Origin of the sequence: Vibrio mediterranei, assembly GCF_900088415.1 — a bacterium.
GTDB classification, from domain to species: Bacteria; Pseudomonadota; Gammaproteobacteria; order Enterobacterales; family Vibrionaceae; genus Vibrio; species Vibrio mediterranei.
Map to the genome: position 1 here is coordinate 519,692 of NZ_FLLQ01000002.1, position 24,643 is coordinate 544,334.

Annotated in this window: 20 protein-coding genes; 6 read left to right on the plus strand and 14 right to left on the minus strand. The window is 44.5% G+C overall.

All coding sequences use genetic code 11. From position 1 onward, the window contains the following. Positions 1-63 precede the first annotated feature (63 nt). On the plus strand, positions 64-2,208 hold the full coding sequence (gene pta / locus VME0621_RS08465; RefSeq protein ID WP_038229435.1) for a phosphate acetyltransferase: 2,145 nt from the start codon (positions 64-66) through the stop codon (positions 2,206-2,208). 61 nt (positions 2,209-2,269) lie between these two features. Here the strand turns inward: pta and VME0621_RS08470 are convergent, their stop codons facing one another. From VME0621_RS08470 to VME0621_RS08500, 7 genes are all read right to left on the minus strand, one after another. Then, on the minus strand, positions 2,270-3,211 hold the full coding sequence (locus VME0621_RS08470; protein WP_062457866.1) for a glutathione S-transferase family protein: 942 nt from the start codon (positions 3,209-3,211) through the stop codon (positions 2,270-2,272). Positions 3,212-3,444: 233 nt separating this feature from the next. After that, entirely contained in the window at positions 3,445-4,437 is a 993-nt protein-coding gene (gene oppF / locus VME0621_RS08475) for a murein tripeptide/oligopeptide ABC transporter ATP binding protein OppF (RefSeq protein WP_038221908.1), read from the minus strand. Positions 4,438-4,442: 5 nt separating this feature from the next. Beyond that, positions 4,443-5,414, minus strand: coding sequence for an ABC transporter ATP-binding protein (locus tag VME0621_RS08480; RefSeq protein ID WP_006070025.1), 972 nt, complete (start codon positions 5,412-5,414; stop codon positions 4,443-4,445). 22 nt (positions 5,415-5,436) lie between these two features. After that, complete coding sequence (oppC, locus tag VME0621_RS08485; protein ID WP_062458266.1) at positions 5,437-6,339, minus strand: oligopeptide ABC transporter permease OppC; 903 nt, start codon at positions 6,337-6,339, stop codon at positions 5,437-5,439. A gap of 15 nt (positions 6,340-6,354) precedes the next feature. Beyond that, positions 6,355-7,275, minus strand: a complete 921-nt coding sequence (gene oppB / locus VME0621_RS08490) for an oligopeptide ABC transporter permease OppB (RefSeq protein ID WP_006070023.1) — start codon at positions 7,273-7,275, stop codon at positions 6,355-6,357. Positions 7,276-7,373: 98 nt separating this feature from the next. After that, positions 7,374-9,005: an ABC transporter substrate-binding protein gene (locus VME0621_RS08495; RefSeq protein ID WP_038221884.1), complete on the minus strand. Its 1,632-nt coding sequence runs from the start codon at positions 9,003-9,005 to the stop codon at positions 7,374-7,376. 662 nt (positions 9,006-9,667) lie between these two features. Further along, entirely contained in the window at positions 9,668-10,504 is an 837-nt protein-coding gene (locus tag VME0621_RS08500) for a helix-turn-helix transcriptional regulator (protein ID WP_006070020.1), read from the minus strand. 335 nt (positions 10,505-10,839) lie between these two features. On the opposite strand from VME0621_RS08500, the gene VME0621_RS08505 reads away from it, so the two are divergent. Together VME0621_RS08505 and VME0621_RS08510 are read left to right on the plus strand one after the other, a co-directional pair. Then, on the plus strand, positions 10,840-12,456 hold the full coding sequence (locus tag VME0621_RS08505) for a long-chain-fatty-acid--CoA ligase (protein WP_062457869.1): 1,617 nt from the start codon (positions 10,840-10,842) through the stop codon (positions 12,454-12,456). A gap of 228 nt (positions 12,457-12,684) precedes the next feature. After that, positions 12,685-13,911, plus strand: a complete 1,227-nt coding sequence (locus VME0621_RS08510) for an MFS transporter (RefSeq protein WP_062457871.1) — start codon at positions 12,685-12,687, stop codon at positions 13,909-13,911. A 46-nt stretch (positions 13,912-13,957) separates the two neighbouring features. Here VME0621_RS08510 and VME0621_RS08515 read toward each other — a convergent pair whose 3' ends face one another. Together VME0621_RS08515 and VME0621_RS08520 are read right to left on the minus strand one after the other, a co-directional pair. Next, complete coding sequence (locus VME0621_RS08515; protein WP_062457873.1) at positions 13,958-14,935, minus strand: Gfo/Idh/MocA family protein; 978 nt, start codon at positions 14,933-14,935, stop codon at positions 13,958-13,960. 106 nt (positions 14,936-15,041) lie between these two features. Further along, positions 15,042-16,016 (minus strand): helix-turn-helix domain-containing protein, encoded by a 975-nt coding sequence (locus tag VME0621_RS08520; protein ID WP_197498252.1) that lies wholly within the window; start codon positions 16,014-16,016, stop codon positions 15,042-15,044. A gap of 126 nt (positions 16,017-16,142) precedes the next feature. Between VME0621_RS08520 and VME0621_RS08525 the strand changes: the two genes are divergently transcribed. Beyond that, positions 16,143-18,173 (plus strand): TonB-dependent siderophore receptor, encoded by a 2,031-nt coding sequence (locus VME0621_RS08525; protein ID WP_062457880.1) that lies wholly within the window; start codon positions 16,143-16,145, stop codon positions 18,171-18,173. Between the two features lie 50 nt (positions 18,174-18,223). Here the strand turns inward: VME0621_RS08525 and VME0621_RS08530 are convergent, their stop codons facing one another. From VME0621_RS08530 to VME0621_RS08540, 3 genes are all read right to left on the minus strand, one after another. Then, positions 18,224-18,745, minus strand: a complete 522-nt coding sequence (locus VME0621_RS08530) for an NADPH-dependent FMN reductase (RefSeq protein WP_038229419.1) — start codon at positions 18,743-18,745, stop codon at positions 18,224-18,226. A gap of 113 nt (positions 18,746-18,858) precedes the next feature. Then, positions 18,859-19,122 (minus strand): YfcL family protein, encoded by a 264-nt coding sequence (locus tag VME0621_RS08535; RefSeq protein WP_062457883.1) that lies wholly within the window; start codon positions 19,120-19,122, stop codon positions 18,859-18,861. A 24-nt stretch (positions 19,123-19,146) separates the two neighbouring features. Further along, on the minus strand, positions 19,147-19,677 hold the full coding sequence (locus tag VME0621_RS08540) for an elongation factor P hydroxylase (RefSeq protein WP_006070012.1): 531 nt from the start codon (positions 19,675-19,677) through the stop codon (positions 19,147-19,149). A gap of 194 nt (positions 19,678-19,871) precedes the next feature. Here VME0621_RS08540 and VME0621_RS08545 point away from each other — a divergent pair, with 194 nt between their 5' ends. Continuing rightward, positions 19,872-20,495, plus strand: a complete 624-nt coding sequence (locus tag VME0621_RS08545; RefSeq protein WP_006070011.1) for a trimeric intracellular cation channel family protein — start codon at positions 19,872-19,874, stop codon at positions 20,493-20,495. Positions 20,496-20,675: 180 nt separating this feature from the next. Further along, the gene (locus tag VME0621_RS08550) at positions 20,676-21,146 is read left to right on the plus strand and encodes a YMGG-like glycine zipper-containing protein (RefSeq protein ID WP_062457886.1); all 471 of its coding nucleotides are present in this window, start codon (positions 20,676-20,678) and stop codon (positions 21,144-21,146) included. Positions 21,147-21,244: 98 nt separating this feature from the next. Here the strand turns inward: VME0621_RS08550 and fusA are convergent, their stop codons facing one another. Continuing rightward, complete coding sequence (fusA, locus tag VME0621_RS08555) at positions 21,245-23,260, minus strand: elongation factor G (protein ID WP_006070009.1); 2,016 nt, start codon at positions 23,258-23,260, stop codon at positions 21,245-21,247. Positions 23,261-23,532: 272 nt separating this feature from the next. Continuing rightward, positions 23,533-24,618 carry a chorismate synthase gene (aroC, locus tag VME0621_RS08560; RefSeq protein WP_062457889.1) on the minus strand — a complete coding sequence of 362 codons (1,086 nt, stop codon included), beginning with the start codon at positions 24,616-24,618 and terminating at the stop codon, positions 23,533-23,535. Between the last annotated feature and the right edge of the window lie 25 nt (positions 24,619-24,643).

Sequence of the window (24,643 nt, forward strand, 5' to 3'; positions counted from 1 at the left end):
CTCATAAAAGGACGTTCACCACGCTGAGTTTCTTCCCTACATATAGTTTGAGGTACTCAAAGAATGTCCCGTACTATTATGCTTGTACCAACTAGCGCTGGCGTAGGTCTTACCAGTGTTAGTATGGGTGTATTGCGTGCTATGGAGCGCAAAGGTGTGAACGTTGCGTTCTACAAGCCTATCGCTCAGCCTCGCCACGGTGGCGATCAACCAGACTTAACTTCTACTATCGTTGGTAACACCAGCGATATGAAAGTGGGCCAACCACTTCCAATGTCTGACGTTGAGAACCTATACGGTAGCGAAAAAGTTGACGTACTACTTGAGACAATTGTTGAACGTTACAACCAAGTAAGCAAAGACGCTGAAGTAACGCTTATCGAAGGTCTAGTACCGACTCGTAAACACCCATTTGCGAACGCAGTTAACGCAGAAATCGCAAAAACACTTGGTGCAGAGATCGTATTCGTAGCAACGCCAGGTACTGACAACCCAAGTCAGCTTAAAGAGCGTATCGAAGTTGCATGTACTAACTACGGTGGTACTAAAAACAAGAACATCTCTGGCGTTATCATCAACAAGCTAAATGCTCCTGTTGATGAAGCAGGCCGTACTCGTCCAGATCTTTCTGAAATCTTTGACGACGCAGACACCGCGCAGCAAGCTAACCTTGAAGTAATGCAAATCTTCAACACTAGTCCAATCCGCGTTCTTGGCTGCGTGCCTTGGAAGATCGATTTAATTGCAACGCGTGCAATTGACATGGCTCAGCATCTAAATGCTGAAGTAATTAACGCGGGCGATATCGAGAAGCGTCGTATTAAGAGCATCACGTTCTGTGCGCGTTCTCTACCAAACATGATCGAGCACTTCAAACCAGGTTCTCTACTTGTTACTTCAGCAGACCGTCCAGACGTTATCGTCGCTGCGGCACTTGCTGCAATGAACGGTGTAGAAATCGGCGCTATCCTGTTAACGGGTGGCTACGATGTTCCGGTTGAAATTGCTGACCTAATCAAGCCAGCACTAGACACTGGCCTGCCAATCTTTAAGGCTCAAGGTAACACATGGCAAACGTCTCTGAACCTACAGAGCTTTAGCCTAGAAGTACCTGCAGACGATAAAGAGCGTATCGAGTTCGTTAACGAGCACGTTGCTGGTCACATCGACGGTCCATGGATTGACTCTTTACTTGAAGGTACTATCGGTACTCGTAAGCTAAGCCCACCAGCATTCCGTTATCAGTTAACAGAACTTGCTCGTAAAGCTGGCAAACGTATCGTTCTTCCTGAAGGTGATGAGCCTCGTACAGTTAAAGCTGCGGCTATCTGTGCTGAGCGTGGCATCGCGGAATGTGTGCTTCTTGGTAACCCTGACGAAATCAAGCGCGTAGCTGCACAGCAAGGTGTTGAGCTAGGTGCAGGTGTTACTATCATCGATTCTGATGCGGTACGTGAAAACTACGTTGCTCGTCTCGTAGAACTGCGTGGCGCGAAAGGTATGACTGAAGTCGTGGCTCGTGAGAAGCTACAAGACTCTGTTTACCTTGGCACAATGATGCTTGAAGCAAACGAAGTAGACGGTCTAGTATCTGGTGCTGTTCACACAACAGCAAATACTATCGTTCCTCCGTTCCAAATCATCAAAACGGCTCCGGGTACATCTATCGTATCTTCAATCTTCTTCATGCTGCTGCCTGATCAAGTATTGGTGTACGGTGACTGTGCAATCAACCCTGACCCAACAGCTGAGCAACTTGCTGAAATCGCTATCCAATCTGCAGACTCTGCTGCGGCATTCGGTATCGACCCACGCGTTGCAATGATCTCATACTCTACTGGTGAGTCTGGTAAAGGTGCTGATGTAGATAAAGTACGTGAAGCAACCAAACTAGCAAAAGAGAAACGTCCTGATCTTATCATCGACGGTCCTCTACAGTACGATGCAGCGATCATGGAGAACGTAGCGGCTTCTAAAGCACCTAACTCTCCAGTTGCTGGTAAAGCGACTGTATTTGTATTCCCAGATCTAAACACTGGTAACACAACATACAAAGCGGTACAGCGTTCAGCAGACCTAGTTTCTATCGGTCCAATGCTGCAAGGTATGCGCAAACCAGTTAACGACCTTTCTCGTGGCGCACTAGTAGACGATATCGTGTACACAGTAGCACTAACTGCGATTCAGTCAGGTCAAGAGCAAAAGTAATTTGCCCTTTAACTGAATGAAAAAAGCCTCCGTCATCGGAGGCTTTTTTATTGTATGCAGTTTAACGCTCTCTTCCATGAGGCGAATCCAAGTCCAAATCAGGGCCGGCAGGAACAATTTGAGTTGGATTGATACCCGTATGACTGAAGTAATAGTGGCGTTTAATATGGTAGAGATCCGTGGTCTCTTTAACACCTTTAACTTGGTATAGCTCTTTGAGGAAACCTTGGATATTTTCGTAATCAGCGATACGTTTTTTGTTGCACTTAAAGTGCCCCACATACACCGCATCGAAACGCACTAATGTGGTAAACAATCGCCAATCTGCTTCCGTTATTTGGTCACCCGTTAAGTATCGATGGGTCGCCAACTGCGCTTCTACCTTATCCAAAGCATCGAACAAGCTATTGTAAGCTTCTTCATACGCCTCCTGAGTAGTTGCAAAACCGCAGCGGTATACTCCATTGTTAATGTTTGGGTAAATAAACTCATTCCACTCGTCAATTGCGGACTGCAATTTCTCCGGATAAAAATCGTCACTATTATTTGTCAGTTGGTTAAACTCCGAGTTGAACATTCGGATGATTTCCGATGACTCATTACTCACAATAGTGTTAGTCTTTTTATCCCACAAAACAGGTACAGTAACTCGACCGGTATAGTCTGGTTTAGCTTGTGTATAAATTTGGTGAAGTTTGGTGAATCCAAATAGTGGCTCAGGAAGCCCAAAAGACCACCCTTCAGAAAGCATGTCAGGACACACGACCGTAACATCAATGTGCGCTTCCAAACCTTTAAGAGCGCGAAAGATCAGTGTTCTATGAGCCCAAGGACAAGCTAGCGAAACGTATAAATGATAGCGACCAGATTCAGGCTGGAATTCTGCTTGTGGGCTATTGTCTATCCAATGACGAAAGCCAGCATCTTCACGCACAAACTTACCGCCAGACGTTTTAGTGTCATACCATACATCATGCCAAACACCTTCAACCAATTTCCCCATGCTTTCATTCCTTCTCTTCATTTAGTGATGACATTATATGAAACGAACATGAAGAACTTGAGGGGATGGTTTGAAAGAAGTCGTTCGAATAACTTGAATGATCTTTTGGTAAGATCAAAAAAAGCGCGACCAAAAAAGTTGCCGCGCTTAGGCCCGTCACAGGCTGAAAATAGCGACTCTAATTATTCACACACAAACAACTAGAGCCATTCCTTGCTGGTTAGTAGGATTCCCTAAACACTGACGTTTAGGCACGACACTGCGTGTACGTCCGTTCCCTGAATTGTTGGTTTCTGTTGAGCACACTGCTCCGTTGCTTGTGGGCAGCGTGTTCTGAACACACAACCTGATGGAGGACTGATCGGAGATGGTAGATCCCCTTCCAACATCTGAATGGTTTTAGTGCGCTCAATTTTTGGATCTGGAATCGGAACCGCTGACATTAGCGCTTTAGTATAAGGATGCGACGGATTGGCAAATAATGCTTCTGCCTCACCTAGTTCAACAGCATTGCCAAGATACATTACCAATACACGATCAGAAATGTGCTTCACGACTGACAGGTCATGCGCAATAAACACTAGACTCAAACCCAGTTCTTTTTGTAGCTCTTTCAGTAGGTTAACCACCTGAGCTTGGATAGATACATCCAATGCCGATACAGGCTCATCACAGATAATCATCTTAGGACGTAAGATGAGTGCACGCGCAATACCGATACGCTGACACTGACCACCAGAGAACTCATGAGGATAACGGTTAATCACGTTTGGTAGCAGACCTACTTTCGCCATCATTTCTTTGACGCGATCTTTCACTTCCTGTTTTGAGAGCTCTGGATAGAAGGTCTCTAATGGCTCGGCAATGATGTCACCTACCGTCATACGAGGGTTAAGTGATGCCAAAGGATCTTGGAAAATCATTTGGATTTCTTTGCGTGTATCACGACGCTGAACCGCTTGCATCTTAGTCAAATCTTGACCAAGCCACATCACTTCACCATCTGTCGCTTCTACAAGACCGATAATGGCGCGTGCAAACGTAGACTTACCACAACCTGACTCGCCTACTACACCCAGTGTTTCACCTTCGTATAAACGAACGTTTACGCCATCTACGGCCTTAAGCTGTGCAGGTTTTGACCAAGGCCAAGCTGATTTCGATGCAATGCTGAAGTGTACTTTTAGCTCTTTTACATCAAGTAATAGTGATTTGTTGTTTGTCATTGCATTCATTTTGCCCAAGCCTCCCAATCAGAAAAACACGCACGTTGACGACCTTGTCCAAAGTTCTCTAGTGTTGGCGCAGACACGCTACACTGTGGAGTTGCACGGTGGCAGCGCTCTTGGTAAGGACAGCCCGGTGGCAAACGTAATAAGTTTGGTGGATTACCTGGAATCGTTGGTAGGATCTCCCCTTCCGTGTCCAGACGAGGGATTGCCTTCAACAGACCTTCCGCATAAGGGTGGCTAGGGTTATAGAAGATTTCATCTACCGTGCCGTACTCCATCGTACGACCTGCGTACATCACTAATACTTTGTCACATGAACCTGCAACAACACCCAAGTCATGCGTAATCATGATAATAGCTGTGTTGAACTCTGATTTAAGCTCGTTCAGAAGATCCATGATCTGAGCCTGAACCGTAACATCCAATGCCGTTGTCGGCTCATCAGCAATCAGCAGTTTTGGACGACACAATAGTGCCATCGCAATCATCACACGTTGACGCATACCGCCAGAGAATTCGTGTGGATACATAGTAATACGCTTGCGCGCTTCTGGAATTTTTACCGCTTCAAGCATACGAACAGACTCTTCGAATGCTTCCGCTTTACCCATGCCTTTATGCAGCATAAGTACTTCCATCAATTGGTCGCTAACTTTCATGTATGGGTTAAGCGACGTCATTGGGTCCTGGAAAATCATCGCAATTTGCTCAGCGCGAACTTTGTTCAGTTCTTTTTCTGGCAAGTTGAGGATTTCGCGCCCTTCAAATTGTGCACTACCCGAGATGATACCGTTTTTCGCTAACAAGCCCATGATAGCGAATACAGTTTGCGATTTACCTGAACCGGACTCACCTACAATACCCAGCGTTTCGCCTTGGTTAAGGGAGAAGTTCAAGTCGTTTACAGCGGTAACAATACCGTCCTGCGTGGTGAACTCAACACGCAGATCTTTGACATCTAATAAGCTCATATTCAATCCTTTCTACTAGTTCTTATCTGTCTTTTGGATCCAGCGCGTCACGAAGACCATCGCCAACATAGTTAAAGCAGAACAAGGTTACGACCATGAAAATAGCAGGGAAAATTAACTGCCAAATAGCCACTTCCATTGTTTGAGAACCCTCTTGAAGCAGTGCGCCCCAACTGGTCATTGGCTCTTGTACACCAAGGCCAAGGAATGAAAGGAAAGATTCCGTCAAAATCATACTTGGGATAAGTAGTGTTGAGTACACCGCTACGATACCAAGTACGTTAGGGACAATGTGACGTGTGATAATTTTCCAATTACTCACGCCGGAAACGTGTGCCGCTTCGATAAACTCTTTGCTACGTAAGCTGAGGGTTTGGCCGCGTACGATACGCGCCATATCTAGCCAAGCAATCGCACCGATAGCCACAAAGATAAGCACAATGTTACGACCGAAGAATGTCACTAGTACGATAACCAAGAACATAAACGGTACAGCGTACAAGATCTCAAGTACACGCATCATAACGCGGTCAACACGACCACCAATAAAGCCTGATGTTGCGCCGTAAAGTGTACCAATCAGTACCGCAACAAATGCACCTAGAACCCCTACCATTAGAGAGATACGGCCACCCATTAATGTACGTACATAAAGGTCACGTCCAAGACTATCAGTACCAAACCAGTGCTCAGCACTTGGCGCAGCATGCATGGCATACCAGTCCGTATCATCAAACGCATATTGCGCAAACATTGGCAGGAAAATCACTGCTAATGTCATCAGGGTTAAAATAAATAAACTCACCATCGCAGCTTTATTACGCATAAAACGGATACGCGCGTCTTGCCACAAGCTACGACCTTCAATTTCTAAATTCTCGGAAAACTTCTCTACCGCTTCCAAGTTTTCTTTCTTCGTTAGCATCATTACCACACTCCCTTAGTAACGAATTTTCGGGTCGATCATCGCAAGCAAGATGTCTACGATGGCGTTAAATAGAATAAATAGGAAACCAATTAAGATGGTGACCCCCATTACTAACGAATAGTCTCGGTTAAAGGCTGCGTTTACGAACAGCTTACCGATACCAGGTAATCCGAAAATAGTCTCTACAACTACCGAACCGGTAATGATACCTACGAATGCTGGACCCATATACGATACTACTGGCAGCAGTGCAGGCTTAAGAGCGTGCTTAAGAACGATATAACGATAGCTCAAGCCTTTTGCGCGAGCTGTGCGGATAAAGTTACTGTTCAATGTCTCAATCATGCTACCACGGGTAATACGTGCAAACGTTGCAACATAAAGCAGTGACATGGCGATCACGGGTAACACGATGTATTGGAAGCCACCATCATGCCAACCACCAGCGGGGAATAGATTCCAATGCAGTGAGAACAGGTAAATCAGTGCTGGTGCCAATACAAAAGAAGGCATAACGACCCCAAGCATGGCCGTCGACATAATCGTGTAATCGAGCCAAGTGTTTTGCCGTAAAGCGGCAATAGTCCCTACGGTTACCCCCATGATAACGGTAAAGATGAAGGCAATCAGACCTACTTTGGCCGATACAGGTAGAGCAACCGAAATAAGCTCGTTTACGGTGTAATCTTGATATTTAAAAGATGGACCAAAATCACCTTGTAAGATGTTGGTCAAGTACGTGGTGTACTGTTCGAATACTGGCTTATCAAGACCATATTTTGCTTCAATGTTAGCCATAACTTCCGGTGGAAGTGGGCGCTCACTTGAAAAAGGGTTACCTGGTGCGAATCGCATCAAGAAAAAGGAGACAGTAATTAATACCAACAGTGTTGGTATCGCTTCAAATATCCGTTTAAGTATGAATTTAATCATAAACTCATCCATCCAGTCTGTGACAATTTAAAATAAAATAGACACTGCGTGTGCTTACGCACACACAGGTCTTAGTTAGTTATATTTTTTATAGGGAATTATTTTGCTTTGATATATAGATCTTTTGAGTAGATCTTATCTTCAGCGTTACCTTCTGGGTAACCACCAAGCTGAGGTGATACTAGACGTGTTGTAACATACTGATAGATAGGAGCAATTGGCATATCTTTCGCTAGCAATTTCTCTGCATCGATGTATAGCTGAGTACGCTCTTCTTCAGAAGTAGAGTGTAGAGCTTTATCGATGATCTTATCGTATTCTGCACTCTTATAGTGCTGACCCGCCGTTGTGTTTTGACTAACCATTAGTGTTAGGAATGAAGACGCTTCGTTGTAGTCACCACACCAACCAGCACGTGCAACGTCAAAGTTACCTGTGTCTTTACTGTCCAGGTAAGACTTCCACTCTTGGTTTTCAAGCTTCGCGTTGATGCCTAGCTCTTTCTTCCACATAGAGGCGATTGCAACAGCAATCTTCTTGTGGTTTTCAGATGTGTTGTAAAGTAGGTTGAACTCTAGAGGGTTGCTCTTCGTGTAACCTGCTTCTTCAAGAAGACGCTTCGCTTCAGCGATACGCTCTTTCTGAGAAAGCTGACCATACTCAGGAGTTACAGGGTCGAAGCCTGCAGTGATCTCTGGCGTTAGGAAATAAGCTGGTTTTTGACCTTGGCCAAGGATAGCTTTAGTAACGATATCTCGGTCCATTGCATAAGACATTGCTTTACGTACGCGAACGTCGTTAAACGGTGCTTTTTGTGCATTGAACTGATAGTAGTAAGTACATAGGTTACCCTTGATGTTTACATCTTGTGGGTACTCTTTTTGTAGACGACGGAAGTGCTCGTTAGGTACTTCGTATGTGAAATCTAGTTCGCCAGAAAGGAAACGGTTCATTTCAGCAACTTGGTTCTCGATAGGCAAGAACGTTACTTTATTAAGAACAGTATGGTCGTTATCCCAGTAGTTGTCGTTACGTACAAGCTCTAGACGCTCGTTCACTACCCATTTGTTAGGAACAAACGCACCGTTACCAACGAAGTTCTCTGGCTTAGTCCACTGGTCACCGAATTTTTCTACCGTCGCTTGGTGAACTGGCTTAACCGTTGTGTGACCCATCATCATTACGAAGTAAGGTACTGCTGTATCTAGCGTCACTTCTAGCGTGTAGTCATCTACTGCTTTAACACCTAGCTCGCTCTTGTCTTTCTTGCCAGCAACGATGTCTTTAGCGTTTGCCATCTTGGTATATTCCATGTACCAAGCGTATGGAGATGCTGTTGCTGGATCAACTGCGCGTTGGAAGCTGTATACGAAGTCGTTTGCCGTTACAGGATCGCCGTTAGACCATTTTGCGTCTTTGCGTAGGTGGAAAGTGAAAGTTTGGTTGTCTGCCGTTTCCCAAGTTTCGGCAACACCTGGGATAGTCTTACCATTTGCATCTTGGTTCACTAGGCCTTCAAGAAGGTCACGAATTACGTGTGACTCTGGAACACCTTGAGATTTGTGTGGATCGAGTGTTGCTACCTCGGTACCGTTACCACGAACAAGCTCTTGTTTCTCTGCTAGTTTAGTGCCCGCTGGTACATCTGCGGCAAGAGTAGAAAAAGAAGTGGCAGCCACTGCCATGCCAGCACCTAGAAGAAGGGCTTGCGTGATTTTATTCTTATACATGCATTTAACTCCAAGTTTTAATTTTGCATCCATGACTTCTTCGTAAGATTGCTAGAACGGACAGCATTTTAGATTTATTTAGCTCACTTTTTGAGCATTTAATTCTAAATCCATACAAAGATTGCGGTTCACATTACCAACCTTCGAACTAATTTGCCATATTTTTGTAGCAAAAATGGCATAATTCTCCTACAACAGGTAAAAATCAGATGAATATACTGCAATGTGAAGGTAAATTGACAACTTCTCTCTGCTCAGAGAAATATAGCTAGAAATTAATATTGATAGTTCTATTTATTAACGATTATTCAGCACATTATGCCAACCATCTAGCATCAAGTTTAACAATTCGTTTTCATTCTACCCTTGCTGTAGAATTATCAAATGTCAAAAAAAACCTAAATGTGAACATAATCACATACAAGTGAATGACGTACAGAAACCCTAGGATAGAGATCACAAAAAGACCCGACCTCTGACTACCAGGAGGTCGGGGAAACTGATGTTTTCACGCGGCTCAAGCGTGAGTTCAGATAAGGAGATGTGTCACTAGCAAACTTGATTGCTACTGCTTGATTGCTGCTTGCCTGTTCCAACATCATCATTGTTCCGCGCTTTCGGTAGAAATTGAATTCCCCAATGAGGTGACATTACTCTCATCATCAATGGACATGTTTGCCTCCGAAATAGACCGTCAATGGATCGATATTACTATCAGCGGGAACCGTTGATGCCGCCTCAAGAAAAAGAGAAAACAACTCAGATTGGGAAGATATCTTTAGTTTGTTATGAATCCGCTTTCGATACACTTTGACGGTTTCGGTGCTGACTTCTAACAATGGAGCAATCGCTTTGGTTGAATAGCCTTGCAGAACCAGTTGCGTCACTTGGCATTCCCTTTCACTTAAGAAGTCTTTCCCAAAATTACTAAAAATGTCATTGAGCTGATGCCCAATCGTTCTCTCTTCTGGGCTACCCAACTCAAAATGTTTACGAATGGCTGATTTAAGCATGTCAAAGTACAAATTCAGACGTCGCTTCTCATCACAATCGACACTCTGTTTATTTCTCAGCCCAGCAGAAAGCACCAAAGTGAACCCTTCGGTACAAGTAACAATCAAGCCTATTTCTTGCTGTAAGCCAGTCTTCTTGTATATCTGATGGTAATAATCACTGCTATAAAACTCATCTGGGGCGATTTCATCCAGTTTATACACCCCCTCTCTCACGCCTCTGCGGATCAGTTGGTAAAACGGATCCAAAACTAACGCCCCCATAAATTCTTTATCTCTGCTCTGTTCGGCAAAGAAGTTGGTATCGTTATAGATGACCACTGGGGCTTTATCTTCGCTAAAGCCCATAACCACTAGACTTTCATAATCGACAATGTTGGTGATGAGCTGAGACAGTTTTTCCAAAAAGCTCTGCTCACCGATTGCTTCAATAAGAGGAGGATAGCGATGGCTAAACTCCATCCACCCGTCCATAATAACTGACATAGACACTCCTTATCACGTATCGCTCCCTGATGAAATACCACGTCGGGGGCACGAGCTCAAATCCACCAATTCAACATCTCAAACGATGACCCAATGACCTATTCGATTTGTCAAACTTGCGACTATTTTTGGGCATTATTTAGTACACGATGGCAAATATTCTTGATGATAAAAAGTAAAATACCTGCGTTTTGATGAAGACCATCACAGATTGAACCGAGTTAGAACATAGACCCCTTAAGTCACTTCGAACACGTAACCCCATCAGGGTACATACCCAAAAGGAAAGCGATCACATACTGTTTACATTTCATCAACACAAATGGAGTTGCATAATGAAAGGACAGATGATGAACATCCCTCTCACCATCACTGAAATCATGCGTCACGCCGACCGCGTCAATGGCGATACCGAGATAGTCTCGGTGACCTACGACAACCCTAGGCACCGCTATACCTTGTCGGACGCCTTTTCACGAACTCGACAATTGGCGAATGCACTCAAATCACTGGGATTAAAAAAAGGTCAGCGCGTCGCTACGCTTGCATGGAATGACTACCGACATCTTGAGTTGTACTACGCCATCTCTTGTTCTGGGGGAGTATTACACACCGTCAATCCTAGACTCTTTGAACAACAAATTGAGTACATCATCAATCATGCAGAAGACACCATAGTGTTCTTTGACCCCATCTTCACACCTCTTATTGAAAAACTGCAAAGCAAACTCTCTACCGTTAACCACTTCATCGCACTAACGGATCACGCTCACTTACCTGAATCTCAAATCGAAAACCTATTGGACTACGAAAGTTTTATCGCAGACCGAAGCACTGTATTTACTTGGCCCGAGCTAGAAGAAGATGACGCCAGTTCTTTATGCTATACCTCGGGGACAACAGGCCATCCCAAAGGCGTGCTTTACTCACACCGGTCAACAGTCCTTCACTCATTAGGCAGTGCTCTACCTGATGCGTTTGGGCTTTCCATCGATGAGTGCGTAATGCCTATCGTACCTATGTTTCATGTTAACGGATGGGGTCTGGCGTACAGTGCCCCGATGACTGGGACTAAACTCGTGATGCCCGGTCCCAAAATGGCAGATGGAGCTACATTGACTGAGCTTATCAACAATGAAGGCGTGACCATGACAGCGGGTGTGCCTGTTGTGTGGCTGATGTTGTTGGAGCATTTAAAACAATCAGAGCTTCAAGTACCAAGTCTCAAGCGAATCGTCGTCGGTGGCTCTGCTTGTCCTGAAGTATTAATAAGGGAGTTCGATGAATTATTTAATGTCTCGATGCACCATGCTTGGGGTATGACCGAAATGAGCCCCCTTGGTACCTTCAATAAACTCAAGCCAAAGCTACGTTCACTTGCTGATGAACAAAAGATGGGGTACCAGCTTAAACAAGGTCGCATTGTGTTTGGCGTAGATATGCGAATAGAAGATTGGCAAGGCAATCAGGTGCCGTGGGATGGTCACCAATTTGGTTCGGTCAAAGTACGAGGCCCGTGGATTGCATCAGGGTATTACAAGCAAGGAGAAAGTGTTGATAGCAACGGCTACTTTGATACCGGAGACGTAGCCAGCATTGATCCTGATGGTTACATGCAAATCACCGATCGTTCAAAAGATGTTATTAAGTCAGGAGGCGAGTGGATTAGCTCAATTGAACTGGAGAATATCGCTGTAGGGCACCCTGATATCAAGGAAGCTGCAGTGATCGGTGTTTCGCACAACAAGTGGGGTGAACGCCCGCTGCTTATTGCAGTCACTCATGATGTGACTGTGACGGAATCAGAGCTCTTGGCTCACTTCGATGGTAAAGTTGCGAAGTTCTGTATCCCCGACGCCGTTGAGTTTATTAACGAACTTCCTCACACCGCCACTGGCAAACTCAGTAAAAAAGATCTGCGAGATCACTTTAAAGACTATGTTCTCGGTTGATCGTCACTTTGAGTTAAACGATAACACGCCAATAGATAGCGCTCCCCTCTAAATCTCTCCGCCTTCAATATGTGTTCGATAAACAGATATTGAAGGCAGTAACAACTTACACAATAAGCACAGTTGTAACATTTTTGTAACCCATAAGGGTACTACTGTAATTCATCAATAGCACTCATGATTAACATATCATTAACAACCCTAATCTAGGATGGATAGGAGATAACTATGTTAAAACACTTTGTGAGCCCCGCTAGGACTATCGACTCCAAAGCCCTGATCATTGCAGCCATGATGCTGGTAATGTTCGCCCCAAATGCCTTTAACTTTCTACCTTTTATGCTAGGTGGTGCGGCCGAAGTGATGTCATTAAATGACGCACAAATCGAAAGTATTGCCATGTACGAATTATTAGCCACCGCCCTTTCATCACTTCTCTTTTCGTTGCTACTCATTCGTCGTACTAATTGGCGCTATATTGGATACCTTGCTGCACTTGCATTGATTGTGGGCAACTATTTAAGTATGACGGCACAAGATTTTGACAGTTTTATCTTAAGCCGCCTCATTGCAGGTAGTGGTCAGGGTATTGGTTACTCACTAGGTCTTGTCGGAATGAGTGTGACTCGTCACCCTGGTCGGAATTTTGGCTATATGATTGCAGCTCTGAATGTATGGCTGATCACGTGGTTTATCCTCATTCCAGAGTTAATGGCTACCTATGGTTTGAATGCGCTATATCAATTCTTCATGTTCGCATCCGCTCTTTGTCTAGTGGCATTTTGGTTCTACCCAGATAATGGCCGACTCGACAAAGATCTTGAGATATCAGAAGGTAGTCAGAGCAAGCTGGATAAGAAAACATTTGTCGTCCCTATGGTATGGGTCGGCGGCGCGTTTCTTGTGTACAGTTTGAGTCTAGGAATTATATACCCGTACATCGAAATTATTGGCGATGATATGCAAGCTTCCACTGAAGATGTTGGGTTGGTGTTGGCAGTTGGTTCAGTAATGGCAGTTATTGGTGGTATTTTGACGGCTGTAGTGGATAAAAAGTACAGTCATACCACGATAATTGTCTCGCTAAGTATCATCAATGCCGCAGTCTGCTTTGGTATGGCTAGCACCAATGACACCACCTCTTTCCTCGGTTTTTCAGCATTTTATATTATGCTATGGAACATGATGTACGCACGTTACTACACCGCATTAGCCACCACCGATAAGTCAGGGTATTTCAGTTCCTACGGGCCAGAAATTGGTACAGTAGGTCTTGCACTTGGGCCAATTGTCGCCCAGTCAGCTACGGCAACTGGTGACTTTCAAGGACAAGTCGGTGTCGGTGCTATATGCATTGTCTTCGCCACCGTGATGGTGTTCATTGGCCTTGGAAAATCCAAACTCATAGAACGCTCTTTAGCGACGTCAACTGATTCAAGTCATCAGAAAGCATAAACGAAAGGAGCCGATATCTTATCGGCTCCTTTGCTTTTTCTATCGATTATTTATCAGCCGGGAACACCACACCGGTCTGCAATCGTACTTCGGTAATTATTCTCGAAATATCCAATGAACGCTGCACCGCATGCGGATCCATTTCTTGCGCAGTGATCATAGAAGCAAACGCCTCAGCTTCATACATCATGCTGTTCTCTACTTGTGGAAGCGACACGCTGGTGATTTCACCGCTTCTTTCTCGCTTTTCAAAGCCTAGACACTCAGAAAAGTGGGTGAGTAGTAAGCTCGCTTCTTCACCTTGAATCTCGCTTGCCGCGTAACTGTTACTCACCTTTGAATGCTCCAGCGTCACATCAAAGTCCGAATAACTTAGCAATACACTGCCATGCGCATCAACGCCCGACTCCAGTAAATGCCCAGACGCTTGAATCTTGTTTGGGGCGCCAAACAACTCAACCGCTGCCGCAACGGAATAAAAGCCAATATCCATAATAGAGCCGTTAGAAAACTCAGGATTGAACGTATTTGGATTTTCGCCGTCAAGGTATCTTTGGTAACGTGAGGAATATTGGCAATAGGTCAAATGAACCTTATGTAGGCGACCTAATTCCTTCGTGGCTTTTTTTAACTCGATAAAGTTAGGTAAGTACGCCGTTTTGAAGGCTTCCATTAGGACAACGCCATTCTCTTTGGCAACCTCAAACATCTGCTCAACTTCTTTAATATTCGAAGCTAACGGCTTTTCACAAATCACGTGTTTGCCCGCGCGCATAAGTTGAATCGCTTGTTGGCAGTGCAGACTGTTAGGAGAAGCAATATAAACTGCGTCAATCTCTGTCGATATACCGAGCTCATCTAAACTATCAAAAAACAACGTCGCTCCAAGAGGCTCACCAAAGCGCTTTGCTGTCTCTAACGCTCGAGAATAGACGCCACGCACGGTGAACTTTTCACTTTCTAGAGCCGCCAGAGCAAACTTCTCACTAATCCAATTGGTTCCTACTATCGCAAGCTTAATCATGACACATCCTTATGATTTTAGTTTGCAGCTAGAGTACTCCTTCAACTTGATAAACATCAAATGAAATCGTGAATATTGATAGACCATCACGATTCGTTGCTCCATCTTATTCGATCTCTTCCACTATCAGTTTGGACGGGCAATGCCCAAAGTGCTTACGAAACGCTAAGGTAAAATTAGAAGGATGATGGTAGCCCGCTTCGTATGCAGCTTCGGATATGGATAGCCCACTCTGTTCAATAGACTGCTTAGCGCGCTCTAACTTGCGCGCTCTCACATAACTTATGACCGTCATGCCAATCTGATTCTTGAATTTTCTTTGTAATTTAGAAACACTCATTGCCATCGACCTAGCGAGTTCTTCCAAACCTAGATCCTGATCTAAATTGTACTCAATGTGTTTAATCAACTGCGCCACACTGTCCGGCCGTTTCTGTTGTGACAAGTTGGAGATTGGTAATCGTCGCTCAATTTCATCCGTGACGATTTTGACCAACTGCAATGTCGCAATATCTCTTGAGATCGTGTCATTAAAGTTGTTGTTTTGTCTTGGTTCAATAAGACTACGAACTATCCGATCCAATTCTTCAGAATAATGAACGTCGATATGTGCCTTATGAGTATTGAGAAATTGATTCAGTGCACAAGACCCGCTCCCCAGCCTAGATTGCAACCACTGGTGAGAAAACAAGATGTTAATTTTCTTTAATGTCGATTGCTTGATGATATCTCTTCGAAAACTTGCGGGCTTCGTCAGATTAACCGCTATCGCTTGCGATTGATTCGTTACCGATAAATCAAAACAGAGGTCATCGTACCCAAAGCTGAGCCTCCCCTCGAGTAGCACAGTAACAATAAGAGCTGGCGTAGCGACGGAAACTACTTTGGTATTCATTAATTCTTCACTGATGCCTCCGTGAAGAATATACCCTTCCTCAATAGTAGAAGGGTGTGAGATAAACACCCCTCTAGCCAATTGCGAACGTCGGGAAGGTGTCTCACTAACAATCGCCTCAAGGTCGTTGTCAGCGACTCTTTTTGTCATTACCACTTTCTTAAAAGCACTATTGGCCAATTCCACTGCCATTCCTCTTTATAAAATTCATAACTGTTGGACGATTTCTCATAATTGTTTTTGCTATTCACGACCAAATTACAAACTTATCATAAATGCAAATTATTATCATTTACATCATTGGTTAATTTTATGAATGTTTGTCTACTCTCAAAGCCCTATCACGACTTATCTAAAACCAGCTTAGCGGTGGCTCTTGCTTTAGTAAGTGCCCAATCTTTAGCGGATACCGCTGTCAATAACGAAAATACTCCACTTGAAGAAACCGTTGTGGTCTGGGGAGCAAAAGTCTCCAGTAGCTCGGAGTCAGTGTTTGCTGAAGATATGTCACTACGCCAAGCCGATCATATGTCCGACTTATTACGAGATATACCCGGTGTCGATGTTGGCGGTACGCACTCGGTAAACCAGCGGATTAATATTCGCGGATTTGGTGAAACTGATTTAGATATTCGTTTAGATGGCGCTTCGCAGCACGCGAATATGTTCCATCACATCGGTAACTTGACACTCAACCCTGACATCATCAAACAAGTAGACATTCAAGTTGGCAATAACTCTGTTACTCAAAGTGGCATCGGTGGCGCGGTTTATTTTGAAACGAAAGATGCACGGGATTTGCTTCGAGGTTCTGATCAGTTTGGCGCCCGTGTGTTTGGTGGCTATGCTGACAACAACAGTAAGCAAGGCTCGCTAACTCTTTATGGACTGATGTCAGAGAAAGTTGATTATATGGTATACGGCCACGGTGTAAGCCGTGGTAATTTTAAAGATGGTGATGGTAATCAAACTTATGGCTCCGAAGGTGATGTTTATAACATTCTGGGTAAACTAGGATTTGAACCCACTCACGAACACCGCTTTGAACTGGCTTATGACTACTATCGTGACAAAGGTGATTACAACCCTCGCCCTGATATGGGTGGAAACGCCAATATAGGGCTCACTCAGGACGATCTCATTCCGACAACTTATGACCGCAATACCATTACGCTTAATTACGAACTCAACAAAGAGAAACATATAGGTCGGGTAAATGCGTTTTACAGTAAAACCAAGATAGAGCGCGATGAGAGCGCCATCAGTGGGCGCTGGCCGGGCAACCGACATTTCAACAATAGCGCTGAAAACCGTAATCAGGGCTTCAACGCTAAAGTGCAATCTCAACTACCGGTCTTTGGCTTCGACAACTCACTCACTTACGGTGTCGATTATGTCGACAAACAGTCAAAAAGTGCCTACGGTGGGGTCGAATTTATGGATGAAAGCGCTATTTCCAGCGCTGCATTTATCGAAGACAAGTTTTATGCTACAGATAGGTTTGCAGTAACGCTTGGAGGTCGTTACGACAACTATAGACGTGAAGCCACAACCAGCGACAAGACATTTTCTGACTTCACATGGGCTTTGGCAGCAGATTGGGAATTTGTTGATGGATGGACATTATTTGCCAGTGGGCGAACACTCTTTAAAGGACCAGAACTGTTAGAGACCTTTATTCGATATCAGGATGTGGCTTATTTGTCCGACGATATCAAACCAGAAACAGGTTACAACGCTCAAGGTGGACTCAAGTTCAATCGACATATCTCGGAACACTTTATTGGCGGTAACTTAACTCTATTTAATACTCGTATAGATGACTATATCGTCGCAGAAGGTAGTGGTCGCCCATATGTTTACAACATTTACAACAAAGGCGACGCCCAATACCGCGGCTTTGAGCTAAGCGCTACATACAGCTATCAAGCATTCCGCTCGAAAGCATCATACTCCAAGTCGGACAACAAAGATTTGACCAACGGTGGGCCCGTAGTCAACGCTGCAGGACGCAGTGCGGACATTGGGGATAGTATTGTCGTAACCTTGGAATATGATATTTTTGCCGTTGATACGCTAATTGGATGGACATCCATAGTGGTACTTGATGAAACGAACGTTCAGGATGGAGCGCCTATTAAGCAAGGTTACAATGTTCACAATTTCTACGCACAATGGGTTCCTAACCAAACGCCTGAGCTTTCGGTAACCTTTGGTATTGATAACATCTTTAATGAGCAGTACGTCTCTCATGCTTCACGCTCTGGAACTGCAAGAGGATTTACGTTGGACGACTATGAGCCTGGACGTAACATTAAAATCTCAGCAGCATACGAGTTTTAAATCAATATAAGACGATCTGATAGAGAAAAGGCGCCAATTGGCGCCTTTACTTATAACTGTTTAACAGCAGTTTGAATTTGCTCCGCAAGTTCTGCATTGCGCAGACTTCCCGCTTCCAAGTCAAAGTTGTCGTAGAAACTTGGCACTGAGACTGTGGCTTTAACATTGCCGCCAAAATAAGGTGCAGAGTTAACCGCAGCCGCAAGAACGTTACTTGCTCCGCCTGGACCCGGTGAGGTAGCTAAATAAACTGCCGGAATGCCTTTGAACACTTCGCGCTCAATGCGCGTTGCCCAGTCAAACAGGTTTTTATAAGCCGCTGGATGATGGCCGTTATGTTCAGCAAAAGACACCACCAAAGCATCAGCTTGATGAATAGCCGCTAAGAATGCCTTGGCCCCTTCTGCTTGGCCAATTTCTTTTTCTTTATCTTCGCTAAACATTGGCACATCAAACTGGGTAAGATCGAGTACTTCAACGTCCGCGCCTTCGATCAGATTTGCAGCATAAGTAGCTAATGCTTTGTTGATAGAAGTGCTGCTCGTGCTGGCTCCGAATGCGATTACTTTCATGACAAGTTCCTTATTAGTGACAACGTTTTAAGAAGTTGTTTAAAGGTTAACCTATCCATCGTTTTCAACAAGCGAGTAAAACCAATCAAATCAATCGATTTTTTCGAACAAGATTAGATCGCGGCTTGTAGTTCGGCCCAAAGATCGTTCACTATGATTCTATCGGCTGGAGACAATTCAGATTTCGCTTCATCAATACTAGCCTGAATACGAGTTTTGAACTCAGCTAAATCCACTACCCCTTCTTCCTCACAAGAAGCCGCTGACAACGAAATGTGGCCGCGAAGATACCCACCAGCAAACAACTCATCTTCGGATGCGTCTTGGATGCGAGAATCAATGGTCTCTAGAAGTTTTTCTTCATATTCGATGATCATAGTTTAGGTTTTTCCTAGTTTACTCTAACGAACCGCAAATTGGTCACGGCTAAGTTCAGGGGTTTGATAAAACTGTCTTAGTGCTTGAGAAAGAGCCAATACCCGCTTAGGGATACCTTCGGAAAGTATTGCCATTACTTCGTCGTGTACTTTACTCATAAACGCCACTCTATCTGGCTCAAAATCGCCGCTTAGATTGTCACAACTTACGGTAAACGGGAACCCCGCACTGACGGATAAAATCCATTCATAAGCTTGAGGGCGAATTTCTACTTTCTCAAATTCACTCTGCACTTCCTGAGTACGCCCATCAGGATGATACCAGTAGCCAAAATCTTCCAATAATCTTCTCTCAGGTCCCGCCACACACCAGTGTGCAATCTCATGTAAGCCTGAAGCGTAAAAGCCCCGTGCAAAGACAATACGATGATATTCCGTTGTTTCGTCGGCAGGTAAATAGATAGGCTCATCTCCACCAAGCTCTAGCTTAGTGTTGTATTCCTGATAGAAAGTTTGGTTAAAAATAGTAATTAAATCTTGGTACTGATGCTGCATAGTGACAGTTAAGCGAAAACAATTGGGGCGTATTGTCTATGGAATTTTGCTAGAGGTAAAGTCTTGAGGTGAGGGAACAAGTCGTATCATTAGTTTTATTAATCAGAAAAACGTTTCCTTTATATAATATTTCATTCGTCACAACGCCTTTATGCCACTACACTAGCGCATCTTTTATTTTCGAGTATCGTGTCATGTTGCTAAGTGTCTTATATATTATTGGGATTACCGCCGAAGCAATGACTGGCGCACTGAGCGCTGGCCGTCGCAATATGGACTGGTTTGGAGTTATGTTAGTAGCGAGTGCTACCGCTATCGGCGGTGGTACCGTTCGCGATATTCTGCTTGGTCATTACCCTCTTGGTTGGGTAAAACATCCTGAATTTCTCGCCATCACTTGTGTGGCAGGAGTTCTCACTACTGGGCTTGCCAAATGGATCATCAAGTTCAAAGGGGTGTTCATTCGTTTAGATGCACTCGGTCTTGTTGTCTTCACCATCATTGGCACTAACGTCGGGCTTGGCATGGGATTACACCCGTTTATCTGTATCGTTTCCGGATTAGTAACTGGCGTTTTTGGTGGCTTGTTGCGTGACTTGATTTGTCGTCAGACACCTTTGGTACTGCACCAAGAGCTTTACGCATCGATCTCCGTCATCGCTGCCTGTTTGTACCTTGTTCTTCTAGAATACGGTGTGAGCACTTTGACCACAACGATAGTTACCTTAGTGATCGGTTATACCCTGCGTATGGCAGCGGTTCGGTTTAAATGGCGTTTGCCTTCTTTCCACCTTGATAGTGAAGAAGCCGTCCACTAAGCCCAATTCAACACCATTTTTTCTCTTAGCTGATATTTACTAAGTAAATATCAGCTATCTTCTCCGCTCTATCGCTCCTACTCTCTTCTGCTTTTATAGTAAGACTCATCCAAAGCAACCAACATTAAATGTTAGCTGCGCAGCAACGTTTGCTCGTGGCCGCACAATAGGTACTCAACTATGTTTAAGTCTAATTCTTTAAAAGTACTCGCGATCGTTATGGCTATTTTCGCAACGGGATGCGCGTCTAATAAGGCTACGGATGGCGAGGAAGAGAATCGAAATGCAGCGCGTAATCGTGGTGCCATCGGTGGTGCACTTATTGGCGTCACAGCAGGTGCTTTAACTGGTAGCCCTGAAGTCGCAGTAAAAGCAGGCACTATGGGTGCGGTTGCCGGTGGCGTATCGGGCTCTATGAAAGATACCGCAGAAGCGAGAGAAACCGAGCGTACTGAGATCCTTGCCGAAAGCTTGGACAAAGATACGCGCAGCGAATCAGAAAAACGTGTTGCCGAGCTTGAAGCAGAAATTCGAATTAAAGAACTTGAGCAGCAAATCGCAGAGATGGAGCAGCAAGAACAAGCCACGGATTCGGAAAATGACCAAACTACAACTAAACTAGAATCACAACAAGAGAGTGACAGATCCTAACTTATAGCGTTTGAAGAATAACAACAACGTCGGTTGGAAGCCCCTGCAACCTCATTCGAGGTGCGGGGCTTTTTTTCATCGTTTAGGAAATATCAGAATCAATCAGCGCCTTCACATACTTTCTTTTGTATCGTTGGCGGTGCCGGTTCATAGTGGCTGAGCGTCATGCTAAATCGCCCTTCGCCACCCGTCAGTGCTTTGAGGCGTCTCGAGTAATCTTGTAGTTCGTTAATTGGCGACTTGGCTTCCAGTAATGTACTACCAAACGCCCCCTGTTCGCTGCCAACAATCAATCCACGATTACCGGACAAGTCGCCAGATACATCACCTACTGACGCAGTCGGTATCTCAAGTGTTAAATCCACAATCGGCTCCAGTACTATTGGACCTGCCTCTTCAACCGCTTGCAAAAAGGCTTTCTTACCTGCGATAACAAAGGCAATTTCTTTTGAATCTACTGAATGGTATTTGCCATCAAAAACCGTCACTTCAATATCACGAATTGGGTTACCGGAAATCGCCCCTTCTTCAAGGGCCTGTTGAATGCCTTTCTCCACAGCAGGGATTAATGCCGTTGGAATGGCACCACCTACCACTTTATTGACAAACTTAAATCCTGCGCCTCTTGCTAGCGGTTTTACTTTTAGCTGAACCTCTCCAAACTGCCCAGCTCCGCCACTTTGTTTCTTGTGACGATATTGCGCTTCTGCTGGCTTAGTAATGGTCTCGAAATATTCAACGCTTGGCTGACTGGTTTCAACGTCCAACTTAAACACTTTAAGCATTTTTTCGAGCGCAATTTTGAGGTGGAATTCACCCTGTCCACTCAAGACCGTTTCATTGGTACGAGTGCGATGCTCAATTTTCAGTGTCGGATCTTCTGCGGCAATCTTAGCCAAAACATCAGAAAGCTTCTGCTCATCACCACGTTTTTTGGGGCGCAGGGCTAAGCTATACATGGATTCAGGGAAGTTTAGTGTTTTGAACGCCACTCCATCTTCATCATGGGAGTCATGAATGACCGAATCAAACTCCAGATCATCCACCTTAACAAGTACACATAAATCGCCGGCTTTAGCACTGCTAATTTCTTGTCGTTTTTTACCTTGCAGATTATACAAATGGCCCACTTTGAATGCCTTGCTGCTATCTCCAACAAACAACTGGCTACCAGTTGTGAGCTCTCCTTGGAAAACTCGGACATAAGCAAGTTTGCCCATGTATGGGTCTACATTTATTTTATAGACATGTGCGACCGTGTGGTCACGTTTATCGCAGTCAATTGATACTCGTTTGCCATTTTTCTCTAATAAAGGTGGGTTACCTTCATCAGGCATTGGCATAATTTCTGCCAATGTACGAAGCAGAAGATCACAACCTGCCCCCGTATCGGACGATACGAAACATACTGGTATTACATGCCCAGTGCGCAAGGCTTCCTCAAATGGATCATGAAGCTGTTCTGGTGTTAATTCTGAGCCCTGTTCTAGGTATAGCTCCATCAAGGCTTCATCTACCTCCACTACTTGATCGATGAGCAGTTCATGGGCATCTTCAACTCCGCTAAACAAGGTCGCTTGCTCTGGATTAGGTTCGAAGTAACAGTCTATGACCTCTGCGGGCTTATCGGAAGGTAAGTTTATTGGCAAACATTGAGCGCCAAAACGTTGCTCAATGTCTTCTAAGAGTGCCACCAATTTATCGGTATGTTGGTCAATCTTGTTCACCACGATCATTTGGCATTTTTTCTGCTCTTGAGCAAATTTGAAAAGGCGTTCTGACACTTGGTTAATTGGTAAACTGGCATCAAGAATCAATGCCGTCGTTTCAACAGCAGGAAAGATACTCAAAGTGCGGCCAAGCAGCTCAGCTTGTCCTGGAGTATCGATAATATTCATTTGGTGTTTTTGCCAAGAGAGTGTAACGGGAGTTGCTTCAACACTATGCTGGTAGTGTATGGATTGGTCATCAAAATCAGTGATGGTGTCACCATCTTCCACATGACCAAGATGCTGGCTGGAATGGGACTCAAAAAGCAGGCGTTCAATTAGGCTGGTTTTACCGGTTCCTGTTTGACCGACAAAGGCAATATTTCTGATTTCATGTTGAGACATAATGGACTCCTAAAATGATTGGAAACAAGCACAGTTGCATCGAGTCGGCGGTTACCCGCCAGCTCGTCTTCCAAGTCATTTTTCGGATCCTTCTGTCCAATAAATGCACTCCTTTTCTCGATGAAGTTCTAGTGTGACCCTATACCCCTAAAATTATTGTGACTAATTTCATATCATCACTAATTTTGAGCATTTATTGTTCAAGACGTGATGAGGTACAAAAAAAGCCTCGCAGCGTTACTGCGAGGCTTCAAGTCTGTTGCTTATTCGAGCTAAATAACCGGAGTTTCTGTCGTTACACCGTGGTTTTGACCACGATGACGCAGTAAGTGATCAAGGAGAACAATCGCTAGCATCGCTTCCGCGATTGGCACAGCACGAATGCCCACGCAAGGATCGTGGCGACCTTTGGTAATTAGCTGAGTTGGCTCACCAGCTCGAGTAATTGTGTCTCCCGGAACGGTAATACTTGATGTTGGTTTTAGAGCAATATTCGCAACGATATCTTGCCCGGTAGAAATACCACCTAAAATGCCCCCAGCGTGGTTGCTTGAAAAGCCTTCAGGCGTTAAAGGGTCACGATGTTCGCTACCTTTTTGGTTTACCACATCAAAGCCATCGCCAATCTCGACACCTTTAACGGCATTAATGCTCATCAATGCATGAGCAATATCAGCATCAAGACGATCAAAGATAGGCTCCCCAAGGCCAACTGGTACATTGGTTGCTACTACTTGCAGCTTAGCGCCAATGGAATCACCCTGCTTTTTCAGGTCACGAATCAGCTGATCAAACGCTTCGACTTTATCCACGTCAGGGCAGAAGAACGCGTTGTTTTCGATTTCATTCCAATCGACCTTTTCGATAGACACATCGCCCATTTGTGATAAGTAAGCACGAATTTCTACACCGAATTCTTGTTTAAGATATTTCTTTGCAATTGCACCAGCCGCAACACGCATTGCGGTTTCACGAGCTGATGAACGACCACCACCTCGGTAATCGCGTACCCCGTACTTTTGGTGATAGGTATAGTCGGCATGACCGGGGCGGAATTTATCTTTAATTTCCGAATAATCTTTAGAACGCTGATCGGTATTTTCAATCAGCAGGCCAATTGATGTACCTGTTGTTTGTCCTTCAAACACCCCAGAGAGGATTTTTACTTCATCAGGTTCACGTCTCTGAGTTGTATACTTTGAGGTACCTGGGCGGCGACGATCTAAGTCTACTTGCAGATCGGCTTCGGTAATTTCTAGCCCTGGAGGACAACCATCAACGATACAACCCAATGCAATACCGTGACTTTCTCCAAATGTTGTTACACGAAAATGTTGTCCGATGCTATTTCCTGCCATTACTTCCTCTGTCTGTCAGAACAAG

Coding starts and splice junctions, on each gene's coding strand:
- pta (WP_038229435.1), top strand. CDS start 64: ATGTCCCGTACTATTATGCTTGTACCAACTAGCGCTGGCGTAGGTCTT.
- VME0621_RS08470 (WP_062457866.1), bottom strand. CDS start 3,211: ATGGGGAAATTGGTTGAAGGTGTTTGGCATGATGTATGGTATGACACT.
- oppF (WP_038221908.1), bottom strand. CDS start 4,437: ATGACAAACAACAAATCACTATTACTTGATGTAAAAGAGCTAAAAGTA.
- VME0621_RS08480 (WP_006070025.1), bottom strand. CDS start 5,414: ATGAGCTTATTAGATGTCAAAGATCTGCGTGTTGAGTTCACCACGCAG.
- oppC (WP_062458266.1), bottom strand. CDS start 6,339: ATGCTAACGAAGAAAGAAAACTTGGAAGCGGTAGAGAAGTTTTCCGAG.
- oppB (WP_006070023.1), bottom strand. CDS start 7,275: ATGATTAAATTCATACTTAAACGGATATTTGAAGCGATACCAACACTG.
- VME0621_RS08495 (WP_038221884.1), bottom strand. CDS start 9,005: ATGTATAAGAATAAAATCACGCAAGCCCTTCTTCTAGGTGCTGGCATG.
- VME0621_RS08500 (WP_006070020.1), bottom strand. CDS start 10,504: ATGTCAGTTATTATGGACGGGTGGATGGAGTTTAGCCATCGCTATCCT.
- VME0621_RS08505 (WP_062457869.1), top strand. CDS start 10,840: ATGAAAGGACAGATGATGAACATCCCTCTCACCATCACTGAAATCATG.
- VME0621_RS08510 (WP_062457871.1), top strand. CDS start 12,685: ATGTTAAAACACTTTGTGAGCCCCGCTAGGACTATCGACTCCAAAGCC.
- VME0621_RS08515 (WP_062457873.1), bottom strand. CDS start 14,935: ATGATTAAGCTTGCGATAGTAGGAACCAATTGGATTAGTGAGAAGTTT.
- VME0621_RS08525 (WP_062457880.1), top strand. CDS start 16,143: ATGAATGTTTGTCTACTCTCAAAGCCCTATCACGACTTATCTAAAACC.
- VME0621_RS08530 (WP_038229419.1), bottom strand. CDS start 18,745: ATGAAAGTAATCGCATTCGGAGCCAGCACGAGCAGCACTTCTATCAAC.
- VME0621_RS08535 (WP_062457883.1), bottom strand. CDS start 19,122: ATGATCATCGAATATGAAGAAAAACTTCTAGAGACCATTGATTCTCGC.
- VME0621_RS08540 (WP_006070012.1), bottom strand. CDS start 19,677: ATGCAGCATCAGTACCAAGATTTAATTACTATTTTTAACCAAACTTTC.
- VME0621_RS08545 (WP_006070011.1), top strand. CDS start 19,872: ATGTTGCTAAGTGTCTTATATATTATTGGGATTACCGCCGAAGCAATG.
- VME0621_RS08550 (WP_062457886.1), top strand. CDS start 20,676: ATGTTTAAGTCTAATTCTTTAAAAGTACTCGCGATCGTTATGGCTATT.
- fusA (WP_006070009.1), bottom strand. CDS start 23,260: ATGTCTCAACATGAAATCAGAAATATTGCCTTTGTCGGTCAAACAGGA.
- aroC (WP_062457889.1), bottom strand. CDS start 24,618: ATGGCAGGAAATAGCATCGGACAACATTTTCGTGTAACAACATTTGGA.